Source organism: Qipengyuania proteolytica (assembly GCF_019711565.1).
GTDB classification, from domain to species: Bacteria; Pseudomonadota; Alphaproteobacteria; order Sphingomonadales; family Sphingomonadaceae; genus Qipengyuania; species Qipengyuania proteolytica.
In genome coordinates this window covers 621,378-639,861 of record NZ_JAIGNN010000002.1, presented here as the reverse complement: position 1 = coordinate 639,861, position 18,484 = coordinate 621,378, and the positions used below count along the sequence as shown (strand labels likewise).

21 protein-coding genes and 1 tRNA gene are annotated in these 18,484 nt (G+C 66.6%); 6 read left to right on the top strand and 16 right to left on the bottom strand.

From position 1 onward, the window contains the following. The first annotated feature begins 1 nt into the window (after window position 1). Entirely contained in the window at window positions 2-1,111 is a 1,110-nt protein-coding gene (locus K3172_RS12065) for an ATP phosphoribosyltransferase regulatory subunit (RefSeq protein ID WP_221590350.1), read from the top strand. Here the strand turns inward: K3172_RS12065 and K3172_RS12060 are convergent. The 5 genes from K3172_RS12060 to K3172_RS12040 all read right to left on the bottom strand — a co-directional run bounded on the left by K3172_RS12060 (window position 1,108) and on the right by K3172_RS12040 (window position 4,791). Continuing rightward, complete coding sequence (locus tag K3172_RS12060; RefSeq protein WP_221590348.1) at window positions 1,108-1,686, bottom strand: hypothetical protein; 579 nt, start codon at window positions 1,684-1,686, stop codon at window positions 1,108-1,110. The two genes, K3172_RS12065 and K3172_RS12060, sit on opposite strands and share 4 nt — an antisense overlap. Before the next feature lie 11 nt (window positions 1,687-1,697). Then, a complete protein-coding gene (locus K3172_RS12055; protein WP_221590346.1) occupies window positions 1,698-2,180 on the bottom strand; it encodes a papain-like cysteine protease family protein in 483 nt (160 codons plus the stop codon). A gap of 181 nt (window positions 2,181-2,361) precedes the next feature. Next, window positions 2,362-2,985, bottom strand: a complete 624-nt coding sequence (locus K3172_RS12050) for a glutathione S-transferase (protein ID WP_221590344.1) — start codon at window positions 2,983-2,985, stop codon at window positions 2,362-2,364. After that, the gene (trhO, locus tag K3172_RS12045) at window positions 2,978-3,928 is read right to left on the bottom strand and encodes an oxygen-dependent tRNA uridine(34) hydroxylase TrhO (RefSeq protein ID WP_221590342.1); all 951 of its coding nucleotides are present in this window, start codon (window positions 3,926-3,928) and stop codon (window positions 2,978-2,980) included. Before trhO ends, K3172_RS12050 begins: the two co-directional genes overlap by 8 nt. Window positions 3,929-3,975: 47 nt before the next feature. Then, window positions 3,976-4,791 (bottom strand): aldo/keto reductase, encoded by an 816-nt coding sequence (locus K3172_RS12040; protein ID WP_221590339.1) that lies wholly within the window; start codon window positions 4,789-4,791, stop codon window positions 3,976-3,978. Window positions 4,792-4,916: 125 nt separating this feature from the next. On the opposite strand from K3172_RS12040, the gene K3172_RS12035 reads away from it, so the two are divergent. Then, window positions 4,917-6,206 carry an adenylosuccinate synthase gene (locus K3172_RS12035; protein ID WP_221590338.1) on the top strand — a complete coding sequence of 430 codons (1,290 nt, stop codon included), beginning with the start codon at window positions 4,917-4,919 and terminating at the stop codon, window positions 6,204-6,206. A gap of 28 nt (window positions 6,207-6,234) precedes the next feature. Next, window positions 6,235-6,747, top strand: a complete 513-nt coding sequence (locus tag K3172_RS12030; protein WP_221590336.1) for a L,D-transpeptidase family protein — start codon at window positions 6,235-6,237, stop codon at window positions 6,745-6,747. Here K3172_RS12030 and K3172_RS12025 read toward each other — a convergent pair. Together K3172_RS12025 and K3172_RS12020 are read right to left on the bottom strand one after the other, a co-directional pair. Beyond that, window positions 6,744-7,118, bottom strand: coding sequence for a DUF6768 family protein (locus K3172_RS12025; protein WP_221590334.1), 375 nt, complete (start codon window positions 7,116-7,118; stop codon window positions 6,744-6,746). The two genes, K3172_RS12030 and K3172_RS12025, sit on opposite strands and share 4 nt — an antisense overlap. Continuing rightward, on the bottom strand, window positions 7,115-7,669 hold the full coding sequence (locus K3172_RS12020) for an RNA polymerase sigma factor (RefSeq protein WP_221590332.1): 555 nt from the start codon (window positions 7,667-7,669) through the stop codon (window positions 7,115-7,117). Before K3172_RS12020 ends, K3172_RS12025 begins: the two co-directional genes overlap by 4 nt. A 124-nt stretch (window positions 7,670-7,793) precedes the next feature. On the opposite strand from K3172_RS12020, the gene K3172_RS12015 reads away from it, so the two are divergent. Next, window positions 7,794-8,765: a helix-turn-helix domain-containing protein gene (locus K3172_RS12015; RefSeq protein ID WP_221590330.1), complete on the top strand. Its 972-nt coding sequence runs from the start codon at window positions 7,794-7,796 to the stop codon at window positions 8,763-8,765. On the opposite strand, the gene K3172_RS12010 is transcribed toward K3172_RS12015, so the two are convergent. The 4 genes from K3172_RS12010 to argH all read right to left on the bottom strand — a co-directional run bounded on the left by K3172_RS12010 (window position 8,762) and on the right by argH (window position 12,468). Then, window positions 8,762-9,529, bottom strand: a complete 768-nt coding sequence (locus tag K3172_RS12010) for a precorrin-2 dehydrogenase/sirohydrochlorin ferrochelatase family protein (protein WP_345725652.1) — start codon at window positions 9,527-9,529, stop codon at window positions 8,762-8,764. The genes K3172_RS12015 and K3172_RS12010 overlap by 4 nt on opposite strands. Further along, window positions 9,529-10,791: a diaminopimelate decarboxylase gene (lysA, locus tag K3172_RS12005; RefSeq protein ID WP_221590328.1), complete on the bottom strand. Its 1,263-nt coding sequence runs from the start codon at window positions 10,789-10,791 to the stop codon at window positions 9,529-9,531. The genes K3172_RS12010 and lysA overlap by 1 nt, the downstream gene beginning before the upstream one ends. A 63-nt stretch (window positions 10,792-10,854) precedes the next feature. After that, window positions 10,855-11,091, bottom strand: coding sequence for an LPS translocon maturation chaperone LptM (gene lptM / locus K3172_RS12000; RefSeq protein ID WP_221590326.1), 237 nt, complete (start codon window positions 11,089-11,091; stop codon window positions 10,855-10,857). Continuing rightward, entirely contained in the window at window positions 11,092-12,468 is a 1,377-nt protein-coding gene (gene argH, locus K3172_RS11995) for an argininosuccinate lyase (protein ID WP_221591176.1), read from the bottom strand. It abuts the gene before it with no gap. On the opposite strand from argH, the gene K3172_RS11990 reads away from it, so the two are divergent. Continuing rightward, window positions 12,467-13,042, top strand: a complete 576-nt coding sequence (locus tag K3172_RS11990) for a TlpA family protein disulfide reductase (protein WP_247718160.1) — start codon at window positions 12,467-12,469, stop codon at window positions 13,040-13,042. The two genes, argH and K3172_RS11990, sit on opposite strands and share 2 nt — an antisense overlap. Here the strand turns inward: K3172_RS11990 and K3172_RS11985 are convergent. Continuing rightward, window positions 12,985-14,226: an FAD-dependent oxidoreductase gene (locus K3172_RS11985; protein ID WP_345725667.1), complete on the bottom strand. Its 1,242-nt coding sequence runs from the start codon at window positions 14,224-14,226 to the stop codon at window positions 12,985-12,987. The two genes, K3172_RS11990 and K3172_RS11985, sit on opposite strands and share 58 nt — an antisense overlap. A 50-nt stretch (window positions 14,227-14,276) precedes the next feature. After that, window positions 14,277-14,352: transfer RNA gene (locus K3172_RS11980), tRNA-Val, on the bottom strand. Between the two features lie 85 nt (window positions 14,353-14,437). Between K3172_RS11980 and K3172_RS11975 the strand changes: the two genes are divergently transcribed. Beyond that, window positions 14,438-15,415 carry an asparaginase gene (locus tag K3172_RS11975; protein WP_221590322.1) on the top strand — a complete coding sequence of 326 codons (978 nt, stop codon included), beginning with the start codon at window positions 14,438-14,440 and terminating at the stop codon, window positions 15,413-15,415. A gap of 99 nt (window positions 15,416-15,514) precedes the next feature. Here K3172_RS11975 and K3172_RS11970 read toward each other — a convergent pair whose 3' ends face one another. The 3 genes from K3172_RS11970 to fmt all read right to left on the bottom strand — a co-directional run bounded on the left by K3172_RS11970 (window position 15,515) and on the right by fmt (window position 18,470). Next, the gene (locus K3172_RS11970; RefSeq protein WP_221591173.1) at window positions 15,515-16,627 is read right to left on the bottom strand and encodes a zinc-binding dehydrogenase; all 1,113 of its coding nucleotides are present in this window, start codon (window positions 16,625-16,627) and stop codon (window positions 15,515-15,517) included. A 78-nt stretch (window positions 16,628-16,705) separates the two neighbouring features. After that, complete coding sequence (gene truA, locus K3172_RS11965; protein ID WP_221590320.1) at window positions 16,706-17,455, bottom strand: tRNA pseudouridine(38-40) synthase TruA; 750 nt, start codon at window positions 17,453-17,455, stop codon at window positions 16,706-16,708. 106 nt (window positions 17,456-17,561) lie between these two features. Next, complete coding sequence (fmt, locus tag K3172_RS11960) at window positions 17,562-18,470, bottom strand: methionyl-tRNA formyltransferase (RefSeq protein WP_221590318.1); 909 nt, start codon at window positions 18,468-18,470, stop codon at window positions 17,562-17,564. Between the last annotated feature and the right edge of the window lie 14 nt (window positions 18,471-18,484).

Sequence of the window (18,484 nt, the reverse complement as noted above, 5' to 3'; positions counted from 1 at the left end):
TATGAACCAAGACGACCTCCTGCCCGTCGGGCTCGAAGATGCGCTTCCGGCGCGGGCGCGGGCGATCACCGAAACCATGCGCGCCGTGCTCGATGCGATGGACGCGCATGGTTACGACCGGGTGCGGCCGCCGCTGGTGGAGTTCGAGAAATCGCTCGCGGGGCGCATGGAGGGTGTCGCCACCCGGCGCATGGTGCGCTTCACCGATCCCGACAGCCTGCGCACGCTCGCCCTGCGGAGCGACATGACCGTGCAGGTCGGTCGCATTGCGGCGACCGGCATGGCGAACGCCCCTCGGCCGCTGCGCCTGTGCTATGCGGGCGATGTCGCGCTGCTGAAGGCGGACCAGCTCGACCCTTCGCGCCAGAGGCTGCAACTGGGTGCCGAGCTGATCGGTAGCGACAGCGTGGCCGCCGCCAGCGAGATCGTGGGCCTCGCCATCGATGCGCTGACCGGTGCGGGTATCGGCAATATCTCGATCGACTTCACCCTCCCGGACCTCGTCGATACGCTCGCCGAGAGCGCACTGCCGCTCGATCCAGCGCAGCGCGAGGCCGTGCGCCGCGAACTCGACACCAAGGATGCGGGTGGGCTCACCGCCGCAGGCGGCGAGGCCTATTTGCCGTTGCTCTATGCCACCGGCGCTTTCGACGAGGCTATCACCAAGCTGTCCGCCATCGATGCGGGCGGGTCGCTTTCCAGCCGCATCGATGGCCTGCGCGAGATTGCCGCCTCGATCGGGACACGCGCGCGCATTACGCTCGACCCGACCGAACGCCACGGCTTCGAATACCAGAGCTGGTTCGGCTTCACCCTCTATGGCGAGGGCGCCCGCAGTGCGCTGGGCCGCGGCGGCACCTACACGATCAAGGGCAGCGACGAGGCCGCAACCGGCTTCTCGCTCTACATGGATCCGCTGCTCGACGCGCTCGGCGATCGGGGAAGCGAGCAGCGCAAGACGCTGTTCCTGCCGCCGGACCACGACCGGGACGCCGCGGCCCGCCTGCGCGCGATCGGCTGGCGCACGGTGGCATCGCTGGCCGGCGACGAGGACCCTACGGTGATGGGCTGCACGCACCGCCTCGAAGGCGGCGACGCAATCCCGGTCTAGCCGCCGGTCTCGTCTTCCCGCTCCGAAGCGGAGAGGATGTCTTTCGCCAGCCCCTGCAACATCTCGCTCGCCTTTTCGGTGGCGATCGGCTGGTAATTCTCCAGCGGGGTGACGTTGGGCGGGAAGGGGATCAGCAGGTCCTTGTCCCCGGTGAGGTGCAGTGCAGCCAGCTTGAGCGCAGGTGACAGGACCACGCTGCCGCGAAAATGGCCTTCCAGTTCACCGGCGATCTCCATCGCGGCGCGCAAACCGTCCTTGCCCGGGCCGTGGTAGAAGGTGATCGGGATGAATTCGCGGTCGAACTCGATCTCCGCGAGGGTCAGGCAGGGATAGAGGAGGAACCGGCGCCACTTCTCGGCGACGATCTCGAAGGCGGACGCGCCGCGCAGGAAACTCTCCAGCGAGAGATATTGCACGCGATAGGGCTCACCGAGAGTGAGCTCTGCCATGTCGCCACCCGGCGGAACGAGGCGTTCGAGCTCACCTTTCCAGCCGTGCTCGGCGAGCATGTCCAGCGAGGTGACCCGCTCGATTTCGGCGCTGTCCTTGGTCCGGTCGGAGTATTCAACGGCCATGGTCGATCTCCTTACTGCCGCTGCGTCAGATAGGTGTGCGTCCAGCTCCCGCCGCCCTGGTAGCTGGCGGGATAGGAAGCGTAGGCGATGCGCGACGTTCCATACCAGGGATCCTGTATGGTTATCTTGTCCCCGTCATCATTGTAGCCGGTCACCATCATGAAATGGGCGCCGCCGCCGGTCCAGGCTACCCGGGTCCCGACGGGCCTGCACTTGTCGACCTCGCCCTTGAGCGAGGAATAGGGGGATGTGCCGCTAGCAGAAGAGCGATAGGAATTGCCCGCGCTGAGTGCGGCGCTGAGCGAACCGTACTGGTTGCAGCCTGCGGGATCAGAGCAACAGGTGCTTTTCGACTGGCAAGTATTGGCAATGCCGCATTGCGTGTAGCGCGATGGACCCCAGTAGTAATTGCCGACCGAAGCGCCGCACGCTGCCCAGCACCAATTGTTCTGCGTCTGATGCTCCATGAACTCGCGAAGTTCCTTGCTCGCCATCGCCCTCTCCGTAAAAACGAAATTCGACTCGAGATTGAACGATTGTAAATCTACAATGTCTTTTCGTAATGTAAGAAAGCGACAATTCATAAATAAACGCAACAGAGTGAGATTACTTATCAATCTTCGGTCTGGTCATTCATCTGTGCCCAGAGCGGTCGGATCGCATTGAAGGCGGGAGTCATCCGTTCCCGGGGTCCGCGGCGGGGATCCACCTGGGATACTTCCGCATGATCGCAGCGAAGAGATCGGAGTTTACCAGCCCGTGCAGCCATGCCTGAACATGGGGCAGAGGCTGCGCGTCGAACCAGTCGCGATCGTGGTTGGCGAACTGGCGTATGAAGGGGAAACTGGCGATGTCGCTGAAGCCGCGCGCCGCGCCGCCTAGATAGGGCATGACCGCCAGGCGCTGCTCCAGCGTTTCGAGGAGGGCAAGGCAGGCGACGCGATGCTCCACCGGCTGGGCCTCTTCGTAACGGGTGGAATATTTATAGCGGTCGAGATGGTGCTTGAAGGGCCCGTCGATTGCGGCGAGCAGTTGCGGGTCCTCGCGTTCGAGCCAGCCTTCCGGATCACGCCTCGCCAGCGCCCAGCGCATGATGTCCAGGCTTTCTTCCAGCACCGTCCCGTCCGGCAAGACCAGCACGGGCACCGTACCCTTGGGCGAGGCCGCCAGCATGGCCGCGGGCTTGTCGCGCAGGACGACCTCCCGATGTTCGCAGGCGATCCCGCTCGCCTGCAGCGCCATGCGCGCCCGCATCGCATAAGGACAGCGGCGGAAGCTGTAGAGGATCGGCTCAGCCATCCTCGGGCTCGTTCTCCCGTCGGCCGATATGCTCCGCACCCCGCGCCATCGCGAGGCGCTCCTGCCGCTGGCGTTCGGCATAGCGGGCGCGCTGTTCGTCGGTGCGCTCCGCATGGCAGTGGGGGCAGCTGACCCCTTCCTCGTAGGTCGCTGCATGCATGTCCTCGGCGGACAACGGCCTGCGGCACGCCCGGCAGAGCGAATGCGAGCCCGGCTGCAGTCCGTGCCCGACGCTCACCCGCTCGTCGAAGACGAAGCATTCGCCCTGCCACAGGCTTTCTTCCTCAGGCACATGCTCGAGGTAATTGAGGATGCCGCCCTTGAGGTGGTAGACCTCGTCAATCCCTTCCGCCTTCGCAAAGGCCGTCGATTTCTCGCAGCGGATGCCGCCGGTGCAGAACATGGCGATCTTCGGGGTCTTGCCCTGCGCCTCGAACTCGGCGCGCCGCGCGCGGAACCACGCGGGAAATTCGCGGAAGCTGGTCGTCTTCGGGTCGATCGCCCCTGCGAAAGTCCCGATCTGCACCTCGTAATCGTTGCGGGTGTCGATCACGATCGTGTCCGGATCGGCGATCAGCGCGTTCCAATCCTCCGGCGCGACGTAGGTGCCGACCCCCTCGACAGGGTCGAGGTCCGGCTGGCCCATCGTCACGATCTCCTTCTTCAGCCGTACCTTCATGCGGTGGAAGGGCATGGTTTCGGCGTGCGAGAACTTGACTTCGAGATCGGCACAGCCGGGTAGTGAGCGAATGTGGTCAAGCACGGCTTCGATGGCGCGATGACTTCCGGCGATGGTTCCGTTGATACCCTCGCGCGCAAGCAGGAGCGTGCCGCGCACCCCCTGCGCTTCGCATAGCGCGATCAGGTCCGGCTTGATCGCCGCCGGGTCGTCGAAACGCGTGAACTGGTAGAGCGCGGCAATGCTGATGGGGTGCTCGGTCATCGTGGCGCGCCCTTAGCAGGCTGGCGGCGGCCTCGCACCCCTTCCGGTCAGTTGAAATCGCTCGGATCGGGTCCCATGCGTCCATCCGCGCTGTCGAGCGCATCGATGCGGCCCATCTGGTCGTCCGACAGGTCGAACGACAACGCCGCGAAATTCGCGCGAATGTGATCGGGATTGGTCGATTTCGGGATCGGGCACAGGCCATGCTGGATATGCCAGCGCAGGATCACGGCGCTGGCGGGCTGCCCGGTCTCGTCGGCGATGGCCTTGACGGTCTCGTTGTCCATCCCGCCGCCCTGGCCCAGCGGAGACCAGCTCTGCGTCACGATGTCGAGTTCGTCATGCACGGCCCGCAGCGCGCGCTGCTGGAAGCTGGGATGCAGTTCGATCTGGTTGAGCGCGGGTGTCACCCCGGTTTCGTCCACGATCCGGCGCAGGTCCTCCTCGCGGAAATTGGAGACGCCGATGGACTTGGCCTTGCCCTGGTCGCGCAGCTCTATCAGCGCCTTCCACGTGTCGACGAACAGGTCCTTGTCGGGGCAGGGCCAGTGGATCAGCAGCATGTCGACATGATCGCGGCCCAGCCGCTCCAGGCATTTATCCGCCGCTTTCAGCGTACGGTCGTACCCCTGGCTCTCGTTCCAGATCTTGGTCTGGAGGAAAATGTCGGCCCATTCGCCGATACCTTTGCCGACCCCGCGTTCGTTCTGGTAAATCGCCGCGGTGTCGACCAGCCAGTAGCCGGTTTCGAGCGCGGTCTTGACCGCATCCGGGGCGTCTTCTTCTTCGATCTGCCAGGTGCCGAAGCCGAGCTGCGGGATCTGGCGGCCGTCGTTGAGGGTGAGGGTGGGGTAATCGGTCATAAGGTCTCCTTTCCCCATACAATGGAGAAAGCCGCGCATGTTTCCGGGCAAACGCCTTGCCCAGTGGCACGCTTGCGCCTAACGCCCGCGGCGTTTGTGCACCCCTGCAAGAAAGCAGTCTCAAGATGGCCAATGTAACCGTGATCGGCGCCCAGTGGGGCGATGAGGGCAAGGGCAAGATCGTCGACTGGCTCGCCAGCCGCGCCGATGCCGTCGTCCGTTTCCAGGGCGGGCACAATGCCGGCCACACGCTGGTGATCGACGGGACGACCTACAAGCTTTCGCTGCTGCCTTCGGGCATTGTCTCGGGCACGCTGAGCGTGATCGGCAATGGCGTGGTGCTCGATCCCTGGGCGTTGAAATCGGAAATCGAAAAGATCGAGGGGCAGGGCGTCACCGTCACTGCAGACAACCTCGCCGTCGCCGACAATTGTCCGCTGATCCTGCCGATCCACCGCGATCTCGACGGCCTGCGCGAAACCGCTGCGGGCTCGGGCAAGATCGGCACCACCGGGCGCGGTATCGGCCCGGCTTACGAAGACAAGGTCGGCCGCCGCGCGATCCGCGTGTGCGATCTTGCCCATCTCGACGATCTGGAACCGCAGCTCGACCGCCTCTGCGCGCACCATGATGCGTTGCGTGCGGGTTTCGACCAGCCGCCGGTGGACCGCGAGGCGCTGCTCGCCGAGCTGCGCGAGATCGCGCCCTTCGTACTCAAGTTCGCGCAGCCGGTGTGGAAGCGCCTCAAGAAGGTCCGCAAGGCGGGCGCCAAGATCCTGTTCGAAGGCGCGCAGGGCGTGCTGCTTGATATCGACCACGGGACCTATCCCTTCGTCACCAGCTCGAACACGGTCAGCGGCACGGCGGCGGCGGGCAGCGGCCTCGGCCCCAATGCGACCGGCTACGTTCTCGGCATCGTCAAGGCCTACACCACCCGCGTCGGCAGCGGCCCGTTCCCGACCGAGCTAGAGGACGAGATCGGCAAGGGGCTGGGCGAGCGGGGCCACGAATTCGGCACCGTGACCGGCCGCCAGCGCCGCGTCGGCTGGTTCGACGCGGTGATCGTGCGCCAGAGCTGCGCGATCAGCGGCGTCACCGGCATCGCGCTCACCAAGATCGACGTGCTCGACGGGCTGGAGGAGGTGAAGATCTGCACCGGCTATCGCCTGCGCGGACAGGTCTACGACTACCTGCCCAGCCATGCAGCGGACCAGGCGGCGGTCGAGCCGATCTACGAGACGATGGACGGCTGGAGCGAAAGCACCGCCGGCGCGCGCAGCTTCGCCGACCTCCCTGCAAACGCGGTGAAATACATCCAGCGCGTGCAGGAACTGATCGAAACGCCGGTCGCGCTGGTCTCCACCAGCCCGGAGCGCGACGACACGATCCTGATGCGCGATCCGTTCATGGACTGATCTGTGTAGCGGTGGCAATGTACGCGTCATGCGCTGGCTTGCCGTCCTTGCCCTGATCTCGGTCCTGGCCTGCACCCCGCCGGTGCCGGAAGCGCGGGCGCAGCAGGCGCGCGGTGGCGAAGCTGCAGACTTCATCCTGATCGACAAGTCCGAGCGTACGCTCTGGGTCTATCAGGGTGCGAATGTGATCCGCACCTATCGCGGGTTGCAGTTCGGCGACCAGCCGGTCGGCCACAAGCAGTTCCAGGGCGACGAGCGCACGCCCGAGGGTCGTTACACGATAACCTACGGCAATCCGCAGTCGAGCTATTACCTCTCGCTCCACATCGACTATCCCAATGCGGCCGACCGGGCCTATGCCAGCAGCCGGGGTCGCTCGCCGGGCGGGCTGATCTTCATCCACGGCCAGCCCAACGGCGTTCCCGACGGGGTGCGCGTGCCGGGCGACTGGACCGATGGCTGCATCGCCCTGACCAATGCCGAGATGGCCGAGCTGTGGAGCCTTGTCCCGGACGGGACCCCGATCGAAATCCGGCCCTAGGCTTTCTCGCCGCCGAGCATGGCCACCTGCAATTGCAGGCGCTTCACCTCGCGCAGGACGCTCAGCATGTTCATGCGGGCATAGAACCATTCCTTTATGAAGCCCTGCATCATCAGGATGCCCAGCGTCACGATCCCCCACCAGGTCGCCTGCTCGATGCCGGGCGCGGTGAAGAAGCGGTAACCGGCATAGACCAGCACGAAGCCGAGCACGAGGGCCACGGCGAAGATGAGCTTGGACCACCCGCCGAGCGGGCCGGCAAGCACGTCGCCGATCTGACTGAACATGCCGCGCCCTTCGTCGAGGCTGGCAAGGAAGGCCTTATCGTCCTCGTCGAGGGCGCCGCGGATTCGGTCGTCGATTGTCGTCATGTGACGTCTCCGGAAAGGGCCGCCTTCAACTGGCGGCGGGCATGGAAGAGGCGCGATTTTGCGGTGCCCACCGGCACCTGTTGCACCTCGGCGATCTCGGCGAGGGTGAGGCCCTCGACGAAGAACAGTTGCGCGGCGAGCCGCTGATCGGGCGGCAGGGCGGCGAAGGCCTGCCGGATGGCGAGGCTCTCCTCCATCCCGTTCTTGGCTTCCGGCTCCTGGTCCAGTTCGCCCCTGTGCGAGCGCGCGGTTTGTGCCCCGCGAATATGGTCGGCGCAGCGCCGCCGCAGGATGCCGAAGGCCCATGGCGCGAAACGTGATGGATCGCGCAGGCTCCCGATGCCGCGCAGGATCGAGAGCCACGCCTCCTGCACCGTGCCGAGTGCCTGGTCCTCGTCACCGAGCAATCGCCGGGCGGTGCGTCCAAGGCGCGGCTGCCAGCGGGCTGCAAGCCGGCCTGCCGCGCGCCGGTCGCCCGCCTGCACCAGCGTGACGAGCAATTCGTCATAAAGCCGCTCGGCCTGCGTTCGCTGGGTCCCTGTGCCCGTCATGCTGGGATAGTCGCAGCAAGCAGGCGGAAGGTTCAATCGGTTCAGGCGATTGTGCACCGCTGCTTGTCATGATCCGTATTTGTTCTTATCACGTTCTCCTTAATTCCTGAAGGAGCGCGAATCGATGCAGTCGGATTTCCTTTACGAGCCCGCCAGGGATTCCGCAGGGTCCCAGCTCGGCGTGACCGTGCTGGCCGATCGCGCGCATATTCGCGGGGAACTGCGCGACGATGCCGAGGCGGCCGGCTTTCGCATCCTGCATAACTGTTCGCTGGAAGAATATGCACGGGGTGCAATCACGGCGCTGGGCGACGTGGTGCTGATCGATTGCGCAGAGGATACGGCGGAATCGCTGGCCTTGCTGGCGCGGCTGGACATGCGGGCGGGGAAGGCCGGGGCGCAGCTGGTGGTTTCGACCACAATGGGGGCGCTGGACGCCGTCTTCGGCTGCTTTTCCTTCTCTGCGCCGCAAATCCTGGTCGATCCGTGCCGTTCGGAACGCGTGATCGCGCTCGGACGCGTGCTGGCCCACGTGCCGAACCTGCGCCTGCGCGAGCTGGGCGAGGAAGACCGGCTGATGCTGCTGCGGCTGACCGAACAGGTCGGGCGGATTGCGGAGCGGCTGGAGAAGCTGCCGCCGGGCCAGCGCGCGCAGGGCGGCGCGTTCCGCTTCGAATCGCCGTCGCCGACGTGGCGCGGGGAGGAGCAGGATCATCTGGTCGAGCGATCGGGCAAACGCCGGCCGCAGTTGCCCGATGCGGCGGCGATCCGGCAGGTTATCAAGCACCGGCAGGCGCGCGCTCGGTTCTTCGACGGCGACCTGTTCGCCGATCCGGCTTGGGACATCCTGCTCGACCTGTCGGCCGCCCGCGCCGAGCGGCTCCAGGTCAGCGTCACCTCGCTCTGCATCGCTTCGGGCGTGCCTGCGACCACCGCACTGCGCTGGATCGCGCAGATGGTGGACGCCGGCTTGCTGGTGCGCGTTGCCGATCCGCAGGACCGGCGCCGCGCTTACATTGCCCTGGCGGACAACACCGCCGAAGCGATGGCACGCTATTTCGCGGAAGTCGGTGTGGGCGAGCTGGCGACAGTCTAGACGCGGCGCAGGATGACTGTGAGCCCGTCGGACGGCGCTTCGGCTGGCAGGACGATGCGCGTCGCATCGGCGCGGGCGCGGATCAGGATCGCCTCTGCCACCTCCGCATCGTGCAGCACCGTATCCGCCTTGCCGAGCGCGCGCGCCTGGCGCAGCGTCAGGTCTTCGGGATCATCGCTGGTAAGCGTGAACTCGAAGACTTCGGAATCCGCAACCGCGCGGTTGCCTGCGAGCCACGCCGCCACGCTTCCGGCGTCAGTCGCTGCAAAAGGATCGAGCGCGCCACCTTCGCCCAGCGCCTCGTCCAGCGCCCGGCGACGGGCGTCGCCGGTCGCGTAGCGGGCCTTGATCGCATCGCGCGCGTCGCTCAGCGCCATCGCCAGTGTACCCAGCGATTGCGGCAGGAGCGCCTCGAGCCGCAGGCGCAGGTGTTTTGCGAGGCCCGCCGAAGCGCCACCCGTGCTAACCGCCACGAGCACTGGATCCCGGTCGAGCACGCTGGGCAGGGTGAAATCGCACAGCTCCGGCCGGTCCGCGACATTGACCAGCAGGCCAGCGCGCTTGAGCCGCAGCGCAGCCGCCTCGGCAGCGCGCCCGTCCTCCAGCGCCACGAAACCGAGCTTCGCATGGCGCGCCTCGGTCTCGGGACAAGGAACACCGCCTGCGCGCTCGACAAGCCGCGCTTTCGCCTCGGCCATCTCTCCCTCGCCGACAACCACCACGCGCGTGCCCGCGATCCGGTGGAAAAGCGGCAAGGAATGCATCAGGCGAGCCACTCCGGCACGCGCTCGGCATCCATGATCGCGCTCGCGGCAATGCGGTCGGCCACCACGGCATAGCGGTCGCCATCGACCAGCACTTCGGCCACGAAGCCGCGCGAGTTATAGCTGCTCGCCATCGTCGCACCGTAAGCGCCTGCGGTACGGAATACCGCGAGGTCGCCCGCGACGAGCGCGTCGCACTCGCGGTCCATCGCGAAGGTGTCGCCGGTCTCGCAGATCGGGCCGACGATATGCGCGGTCATCCGCTCGCCGGTCGGCGCCACCGCGTCGAAATCGTGCCAGGCGCCATACATGGCGGGTCGGGCGAGGTCGTTCATTGCGGCATCGACCACCACGAAGGGCGGTCCGTTGCCGCTGCGCTTGGAGCGGATTACGCGTGTCAGCAAGACGCCGGCATTGCCCGCGATCACGCGGCCCGGCTCGAACATGAGCCTTACGTCCCAGCCCTTGGTGACGCGCGCGACCATTGCCCCGTACTCCGCTGGCGCGGGCAGCACTTCGCCGGCCCTGTAGGGCACGCCGAGGCCCCCGCCCAGATCGGCATGGGTGACGCTGCACCCCTGCGCGCGCAAGTCCGCGATCAGCGCGCCGACCTTGCCGAAAGCGGTTTCGAGCGGTTCGAGATCGGCCAGCTGGCTGCCGATATGCACCGCCACCCCGCGCATATCGAGCCCGTCCTCATCCGCCAGCCGCGCATAGATCTCTGCCGCGCGGTCGAGCGGGACGCCGAACTTGTTCTCGCGCTTGCCGGTCGAGATTTTCTCATGCGTCCGCGCATCGACATCGGGGTTCACCCGCAGCGCGCAGGCCGCGCGCTTGCCGTGGCGACGCGCGATGGCGGCGAGCTCGTAGCCCTCTTCCTCGCTCTCGATATTGAACTGGCCGATGCCCTCTTCGAGGCCCTGCAGCAGCTCGGCATGCGTCTTGCCGACACCGGAGAAGACGATGTCCTCGGGCTTCATGCCCGCAGCGAGTGCGCGCGTCAGCTCGCCGCCGGAAACGACGTCCGCGCCATAGCCCTCGTTTGCCAGCACCTTGAGCACGGCGAGGTTGGGGTTCGATTTCACCGCGAAGGCGATGTGCGGATTGTCGAGGCCCGACAGGGCCTCGCGAAAGACGCGGGCATGACGGGTCAGTGTGGCGCGCGAATAGACGTAGACGGGCGTGCCAACCTCTTCGGCAATGCGCGGGAGCGGCACGTCTTCGGCATGCATGACGCCGTCACGGAGCTGGAAATGGTCCATGGCCGCCGCCTCTGCCCAAAAGCGCGAAACGAGTCGAGCAAGCTTCGCTTGCCCCGCTGAAATTCACTCGGGAGGAAGGTCGAAGGGATCGTCCTCGCGTTCTTCGGAGCGGGTGCGCAGTTCGACGCTGCGATCGGGCGCGGCCTGCGGATCGAGCGCGAGCAGCTCTTCCGAGCTCGGCTGGACTTCCGAACCATAGGGGGCGGGCGGCAGCGCGGCGCCCTCCGGCGGCGCAAGCGCGGCCTTCTGTCCGCAAGCGGCGAGGAGCAGTGTCGCGGCTATGATCAGCGGCTTCTTCATTCAGCGATCCATTCCCAGCGCCTTGCGGGCTTCCTTCACGCGCGCTTCTACCTGCTCGGGCGCGGTCCCGCCATAGGAGTTGCGCGAGGCCACCGAGGCATCGACCGACAGGGCTTTGTAAACCCGCTCGTCGATCCGTGCATCGATGCCCTTGAGGACATCCATCGGCAGCTGGTCGAGCGCGACGCTATCGGCCTCGGCGCGCTTCACGGCCGCTCCGGTGATGTGGTGCGCCTCGCGGAAGGGAATGTCCGCCTCGCGCACCAGCCAGTCGGCAAGGTCCGTTGCGGTGGCATAGCCGAGCTCGGCGGCTTCGCGCATGCGGGCCGTCCTGAAATCGCTGTCGGCGACCATGCCGGTCATCGCCGCGATGCTCAGCGCAAGCAGGCCTGCGGCCTCGAACACGGGCGGCTTGTCGTCCTGCATGTCCTTTGAATAGGCGAGCGGCAGGCCCTTCATGGTCACCATCAGCGCGGTGGTGCAGCCGATCACGCGCCCGGCATGGCCGCGCACGAGTTCCGCCGCGTCGGGGTTCTTCTTCTGCGGCATGATGCTGCTGCCGGTCGAGAGCGCGTCGGGCAGGCGGACGAAACCGAAAGGCTGGCTGGCCCAGATGATGAATTCTTCGGCCAGTCGGCTGAGGTGCAGCGCGCACTGGCTTGCCGCCATCAGGTAATCGAGCGCGAAATCGCGGTCGGACACGGCATCTAGGCTGTTGCGCGTGGGCCGGTCGAAGCCGAGCGCCTGCGCTGTCGCCTCGCGATCGATCGGGAAGCCGGTGCCCGCCAGCGCGGCGCTGCCGAGCGGGCTTTCGTTCATCCGCCTCCGCGCATCTGCAAAGCGCCTCCGATCGCGCGCGATCATCTCGTAATAGGCCATGAGGTGATGGCCCAGCGTCACCGGCTGCGCGGTCTGGAGGTGGGTGAAGCCGGGCATGATGCTGGCGGCATGCTCGCCGGCGCGGGTGACGAGCGCGCGCTGGAGCGCCGCGAGGCCTGCGTCCGCCTGGTCCAGCGCATCGCGCACCCAGAGGCGGAAATCGGTCGCCACCTGGTCGTTGCGGCTGCGCGCGGTGTGCAGCCGCCCTGCCGCCGGGCCGACCAGTTCGGCGAGGCGGCTCTCCGTGGTCATGTGGATGTCTTCGAGGTCCCAGTCCTCCGGCACGCCTTCGCGCGCATATTCCGCAGCGACCTTGTCGAGCCCTTCGCTGATCGTCGCCACGTCTTCGGGGCTCACGATGCCCTGCGCGCCGAGCATGGCGACGTGTGCCTTGCTGGCCGCGATATCCTGCCGCCACAGCGCCTTGTCGAAGGGGATCGAAGCGTTGATTTCGCGCATGATCGCGCTAGGTCCCTCGGCGAACCTGCCGCCCCACATGGCATTGGAGCCCGAATTGTCCCGCTTGTCGCTCACGCTCGTCCTTGTTCTCGGCTTGTCGCTCGGCGCCTGCGATAGGGGGGAGCGGGAAGCCGCGCAAGAAAGCACCGCTACGCCCGCGCCAACCGGCGACATCGACCGTAGCAATGCCGGCGCGCTGATGCCGGCAATCAACGTGACCGATCCGGCAGGGCGCACGCTCAACCTCGGAGCGCTTCAGGGGCAGCCCGTGCTGCTCAACCTCTGGGCGACGTGGTGCGCCCCCTGCGTCAAGGAAATGCCGCTGCTCGACGAGCTGGCAGGCGACTACGAAGGGCGGCTCAAGGTGCTGACCGTCAGCCAGGACATGCAGGGCGCGGCGAAGGTTGAACCGTTTTTCGCGGCGGGTGGATATGAAGCGCTGGAGCCGTGGATGGATGTTCAGGGCGAACTCGGTTTCGCGCTGGGCGGCGGAGTGATGCCCACCACCGTGCTCTATGACGCGAGCAGGCAGGAAGTCTGGCGGGTCGCAGGCGACTACGACTGGTCGGGCGAGGACGCCCGCGCGGCCATCGAGGCGGCGATCGCCGAGTAGTCCGGCACGTCCAGCCCCAGCATCGGCAGCGGCCAGCCGAACAGCCCGCTCATCAGTTGTGCCTGCACGCGCGCGACCGGTCCCAAGCGGGAGAGCGGCGCCATCGCCCGGTCGCGGAGCCACGGCCACAGCGCGGCGTCGGACTGGAACAGCGGCGTGAAAGCGGCGGTCACTGCCTGATAAAGCGCCACATGATCACGCCGCCACAAATTGGCGTTGCGAATACCCTCGGCGAGTGTGCGCCCCTCGCGCAGGCCCAGCGCGAGCCCCCAGGCATCGAGCAGCGCCATATTCGCCCCCTGACCAAGCTGCGGACTGGCCGAATGCCATGCGTCGCCGATGCGGATCAGCCGCTCGCCATGCGCCTTGCGAGCGGTGCGGTGAGCGTAACGGGCGAAGGTGAGATCGTCGTGCGTGGAAATCCGCTCGAGCAGGAAATCGGCCTGCGGCCATAGCGCACGAACCTCGTCCTTCCACGCGTCGAGCGGCGTGTCGCACCAGCGCGTGTGATCCTCGCGGGGGAGCGACCAGAAGAAGGCGACCTCCTGCGGTGCATCGTCGGCGCGCGAACCGATGGGAAGTACGCCAACCATCTGCGATGCGCGGCGATAGCGCTGTTCAAGCAGGTTGCGCGCGTGCGGGTCATCGCCAGTTACCGGAACGCTGGCCCAAAGCGCGCCAAAGGGCAGCAACCCCTGTCCCTCGCCGCCCTCGATCCGAGATGCCCAGCCGCTGGCATCGACGATGAGGTCATGCGGCCGGGAACGCGATCCATCGGCGAAGACGAGGCAGCGTCCGGCGGCGCAGAGCTCGCTCGACAGCACTTCGTGCCCGGTGAGGATAGTGAGGCCCTCGGCCTGCGCCGCCTCGAAAAGCACGCCGAACAGGCTCGCACGGTGTATCCCGAGCCCGAAAACGCCATCGATCCCGAGCTTGGCATAGGGCGCGTCAAGCGCGGTGCGGCCATGCTCCTCGATCCCGAGCAGCGCATCGATCCGCGCACCGCGCCGCGCCACTTGGTGTGCCAGCTCGAGGCCATCGAGAACCGCCATACCCGATGGCTGGATCATCAGCCCCGAACCCAGCGGGCGCGGGGTCTCGAAGCGTTCATAGAGCGTGACGCGGTGGCCGTCGCGATGCAGCAATAGCGCAGCGGCCAGTCCTGCGGGGCCGCATCCTGCGATAGCAATGTCGAAGGATTGCCGGATGATCGAAGTCTCCGATGGTCCGGACGTGGTGGGCGCTGACGGGCTCGAACCGCCGACCCTCTCGGTGTAAACGAGATGCTCTACCAACTGAGCTAAGCGCCCGCTCCGTTTGCGGGAGTGCTGCACATAACGCCCAAATCTTCAAAATCAATTGCCGAGATCGCCGCTGGCCAGCTAGGCGGCGCGCATGACAATACAGCTCACCGTCCTCGCCACCGGAGGCACCATCGCCGGGATCGCCGGCTCCGCCATCGGGCACGATTATCGCGCGGGCGAGATCGGGATCGAGGACTATCTCGAACAGGTGGGCGGGCTGGGGCTGGAGGCCGAGCTTTCGGGTCGTCAGATCGCCAATATCGATTCGGCCGACATGGGGCCGGGGGTGTGGAATGCGCTGCACCCGGCGATCATGGAGGCGCTGGCCGATCCTGCCTGCAACGGCGTGATCGTCACGCACGGGACCGATACGCTGGAGGAGACCGCCTTCCTGCTCGACCTGACGCTGCCGGCGACCAAGCCGGTCGTGGTTGTCGGGGCAATGCGGCCGGCCGATGCGGTCGGTTACGACGGCCTCAGGAATTTCGCCAATGCCGTACGGGTGGCGAGCAATCCCGATGCAGCGGGCCGCGGGACGCTGGTGGTGATGGGCGACCGCATGTTTGCGGCGCGCGACGTGCGCAAGGTTCGCACCCGCGGCGCAGAGGCGTTTCGCGGATTTCCACGCGAGTCGATCGGGCTCGTCACGCCGAGTTCGCTCGAATGGTTCGGCGCGCCGTGGCAGCGCGGCGACGGCGCGCGCTTCGCATGGTGCGACGACCTGCCGGAGGTTGCCATTCTCTATGTCCACGCGGCGCTGGAGGCCGATATGCTCGGCCGGCTCATCGGCCCGCAGACGCGCGGCGTGGTGGTTGCAGGGGTGGGCGAGGGCAATATGCCCGAACCCGTGCGGCAGGCGCTTGCTGCGCTCTCGACGCGAGGCATCGCGGTCGTCCGTGCGAGCCGGACAGAGGAAGGCCTGGTCGACCGCGAGCCGGAGGATGAGGCAAACGGCTTCGTCGCCGCCCGCGCGCTCAATCCGCAAAAGGCGCGTATCCTGCTGCAGCTACTGCTGGCGAGCGGCGAGAGCGATCCAGCCGCGCTCCAGCGCGCCTTCGACGGACGCTAGCGATCACGTCATTGCGAGCGGCGAAGCCGCGCGGCAATCCAGAGCGGCACCGAGCCGCCCTGGAGTGCTTGGCTTCGCTCGCCATGACTGTTCCGGGGGTTACCCGTTGGGCAGGACCAGATACTTCTCGCCGGTCTTCATCTGGCGATAGTCGAGGATCGCGTCCTTCGTCAGCATGCCTTCCAGATCGACCTTGGTCTTGTAGCTGCTGGCGAAGGTGGTGGTGAGGTTGTCGAGCACGCGCTTGCGCATCCGCATGACGGTTTCCATACCTGCATTCGCGAGGAAAGGCGTCAGCAGCCAGCCCGACAGGGTCCAGCCGAAGCCATAGGACGGGGTCAGCGTGGTCGGCGAGAAATCGAGACGGCCGTAGATGAACATCCGCTTCGCCTGGTTCGAACCATAGCGCGAATATTCGGTCATCTTCGACACCGCGACCTGTTCCATCGCCTTGAAGCTGGTATCGACCATCGTCCCGCCGCCGATCGGGTCGAAGCCGTAGAAGGCATCGGTCTCGTCGATCGCGGCTTTGAGCTGCGCCATGAAGTCATCGTCGGACGAGTTCACGACATGCGTCGCGCCGAGGCCCTTCAGCAGGTCGGCCTGGTCCTGCTTGCGGACGATATTCACGAGGCCGAGCCCGTCTTCCTGGCAAATTTTGACCAGCATCTGGCCGAGGTTCGACGCACCGACCGTGTGGAGGATCGCCTTCTGCCCATCCATCTTGGCATTCTCGGCAAAGCCCAGTGCGGTCATCGGGTTGACGAAGCTCGACGCGCCGTCTTCCGCGCTGTGGTCGCCCAGCGGCAGGCACATCGCCGCGTCGGCGATGGCGTATTCGGAATAGGCGTTGCCCGGCACGCAGGCGACGCGCTGGCCCATCAGCGCCTTGGCCATGTCGCTGTCACCCGTGGCAACAACCGTGCCCGCGCCTTCGTTACCGGCGGGCAGGCGCTGGCCGTGGCGCGCCTTCTGGCCGCTGTTGAAGGGTTCGGGCATCTTGGCGACGACCTTGCCCGGCGAGTATTCGGCATTCTCGAAATCGGCTGCCCCGGTCAGGATCGCGAGGTCCGACGGGTTGATCGGCGCGGCTTCCATCTTGACCAGCACCTGATTGCCGGTGGGATCGGGGAACTCGCGGCTGGCGATCTCGACAGTCAGCGTACCGTCGCTTTCAAGAGTGGTGAAAAGCTGCTTGCCGGTCGTGGGCATATCCATTCTCCCTATTCGAATCTGGTGTGTGGCGCTTCGCTACGCCTCTGCCGGACGCTTGGCTAGGGTGACGTTCGGTCAAGCGTCTCCCGGATAGGTCGCGCTGACGAAATAGAGGCCATGCGAGGGCGCGTTGAGGCCCAGCGCCTGCCGGTCGCGCGCTTCCAGCGCCTCTGCCATCTGCTCTTCGCGCCAGCGGCCCATGCCGACCAGCGCAAGGCAGCCGACCATGCTGCGCACCTGGTGATGGAGGAAGCTGCGCGCGGCAGCATGGATGCGCACCTCATCGCCCTCGCGTTCCACATCGAGCCGGTCGAGCGTCTTCACCGGACTGTCCGACTGGCAGTGGACCGAGCGGAAGGTGGTGAAATCGTGCAGGCCGACCAGCGCCTGCGCCGCGCGGTGCATGGCATCGTGATCGAGCGGCGTGCCGACCTGCCACATGCGGTCGCGCTCAAGCGTCAGCGGCGCGCGGCGGTTGGCGATCCGGTAGACATAGCTGCGACCCGTGCAGGAGAAGCGCGCGTGCCAGTCGTCGGGCACGATCTCGCAGGCGGTGACCGCGATCGGATCGGGTCTCAGATGGGCGTTGAGCGCCTCCATCAGGCGGTAGGGCGTCATGGCCTTCGCGATGTCCATGTGGCTGCGCATGGCGAGCGCGTGGACGCCGGTGTCCGTCCGGCCTGCGCTGTGGAGCCGCACATCCTCGCCGGTGACGCGCTGCGCAGCTTCTTCCACCGCTTGTTGCACGCTCGGCCCGTCCTTCTGGCGCTGCAGGCCGAAGAACGGCGTGCCGTCGAATTCGAGGGTCAGCGCGAAGCGGGTCATTGGCGCAAACGTGGGTGCGTGGCCTTCGACAGGCTCAGGCTGAGCGGATGTGGGATCGGGCACGAGGTCCGCTCAGCCTGAGCCTGTCGAAGCACACACGCCGGCATCAGCCCAGCACGCTGCCCTTGGACACCGCATTCCCGCGCAGGAAGGTGTCGAGATCCATCTTCGGCTTGCCCGCGCGCTGCAGCTCTACCGGGCGGATCGCGCCGTCGCCGCAGGCTATCGCTAGCCCGTGGTCGAGTATTTCGCCCGGCTTGCCCGAGCCTTCGGCGAGCTCGGCGCGCAGCAGCTTCACCCGCTGGCCCTGAAGCTCGAACCATGCACCGGGAAAGGGAGCGAGCGCGCGCACGAGTCGCTCCACTTCCACCGCCGGCTTCGACCAGTCGATCCGCGCTTCGGCCTTGTCGATCTTGGCCGCATAGGTCGCCTCGTCGTCGTCCTGCTCCATCGGGTGCAGCACGCCGAAGTCGATCAGCGTGCCGACCATCAGCTGCGCACCGATCTCGGCCAGTTCCTCGGTCAGTTCGCCAGTGGTCTTGTCCTCGATCGGAGTGCGCGCGAACGCGATCATCGGGCCGGTATCGAGCCCGGCTTCCATCTGCATGATCGTTACCCCGGTGACCGGGTCGCCCGCCATCACCGCGCGGTGGATCGGCGCCGCACCCCGCCAGCGCGGCAGGATCGAGGCGTGGACGTTGAGGCAGCCGTGCTTCGGCGCATCGAGCACCGCCTGCGGCAGGATCAGCCCATAGGCCGCGACCACCGCCACGTCGGCACCGAGCGCGGCAAATGCCCGCTGCTCCTCTGCCGACTTGAGCGATCTGGGATGGCGGACCTCGATGCCGAGGTCGCTGGCGCGCCGGTGGACCGGTGTCGGCGTCAGTCCCTTCCCGCGCCGGCCGCCCGGACGCGGCGGCTGGGTGTAGACGCACACCACCTCATGCGCGGCATCGACCAGTGCCTGCAGCGTCGGCACGGCGAATTCCGGCGATCCCATGAAGATTGTGCGCATTGCGGCCTTTCTCT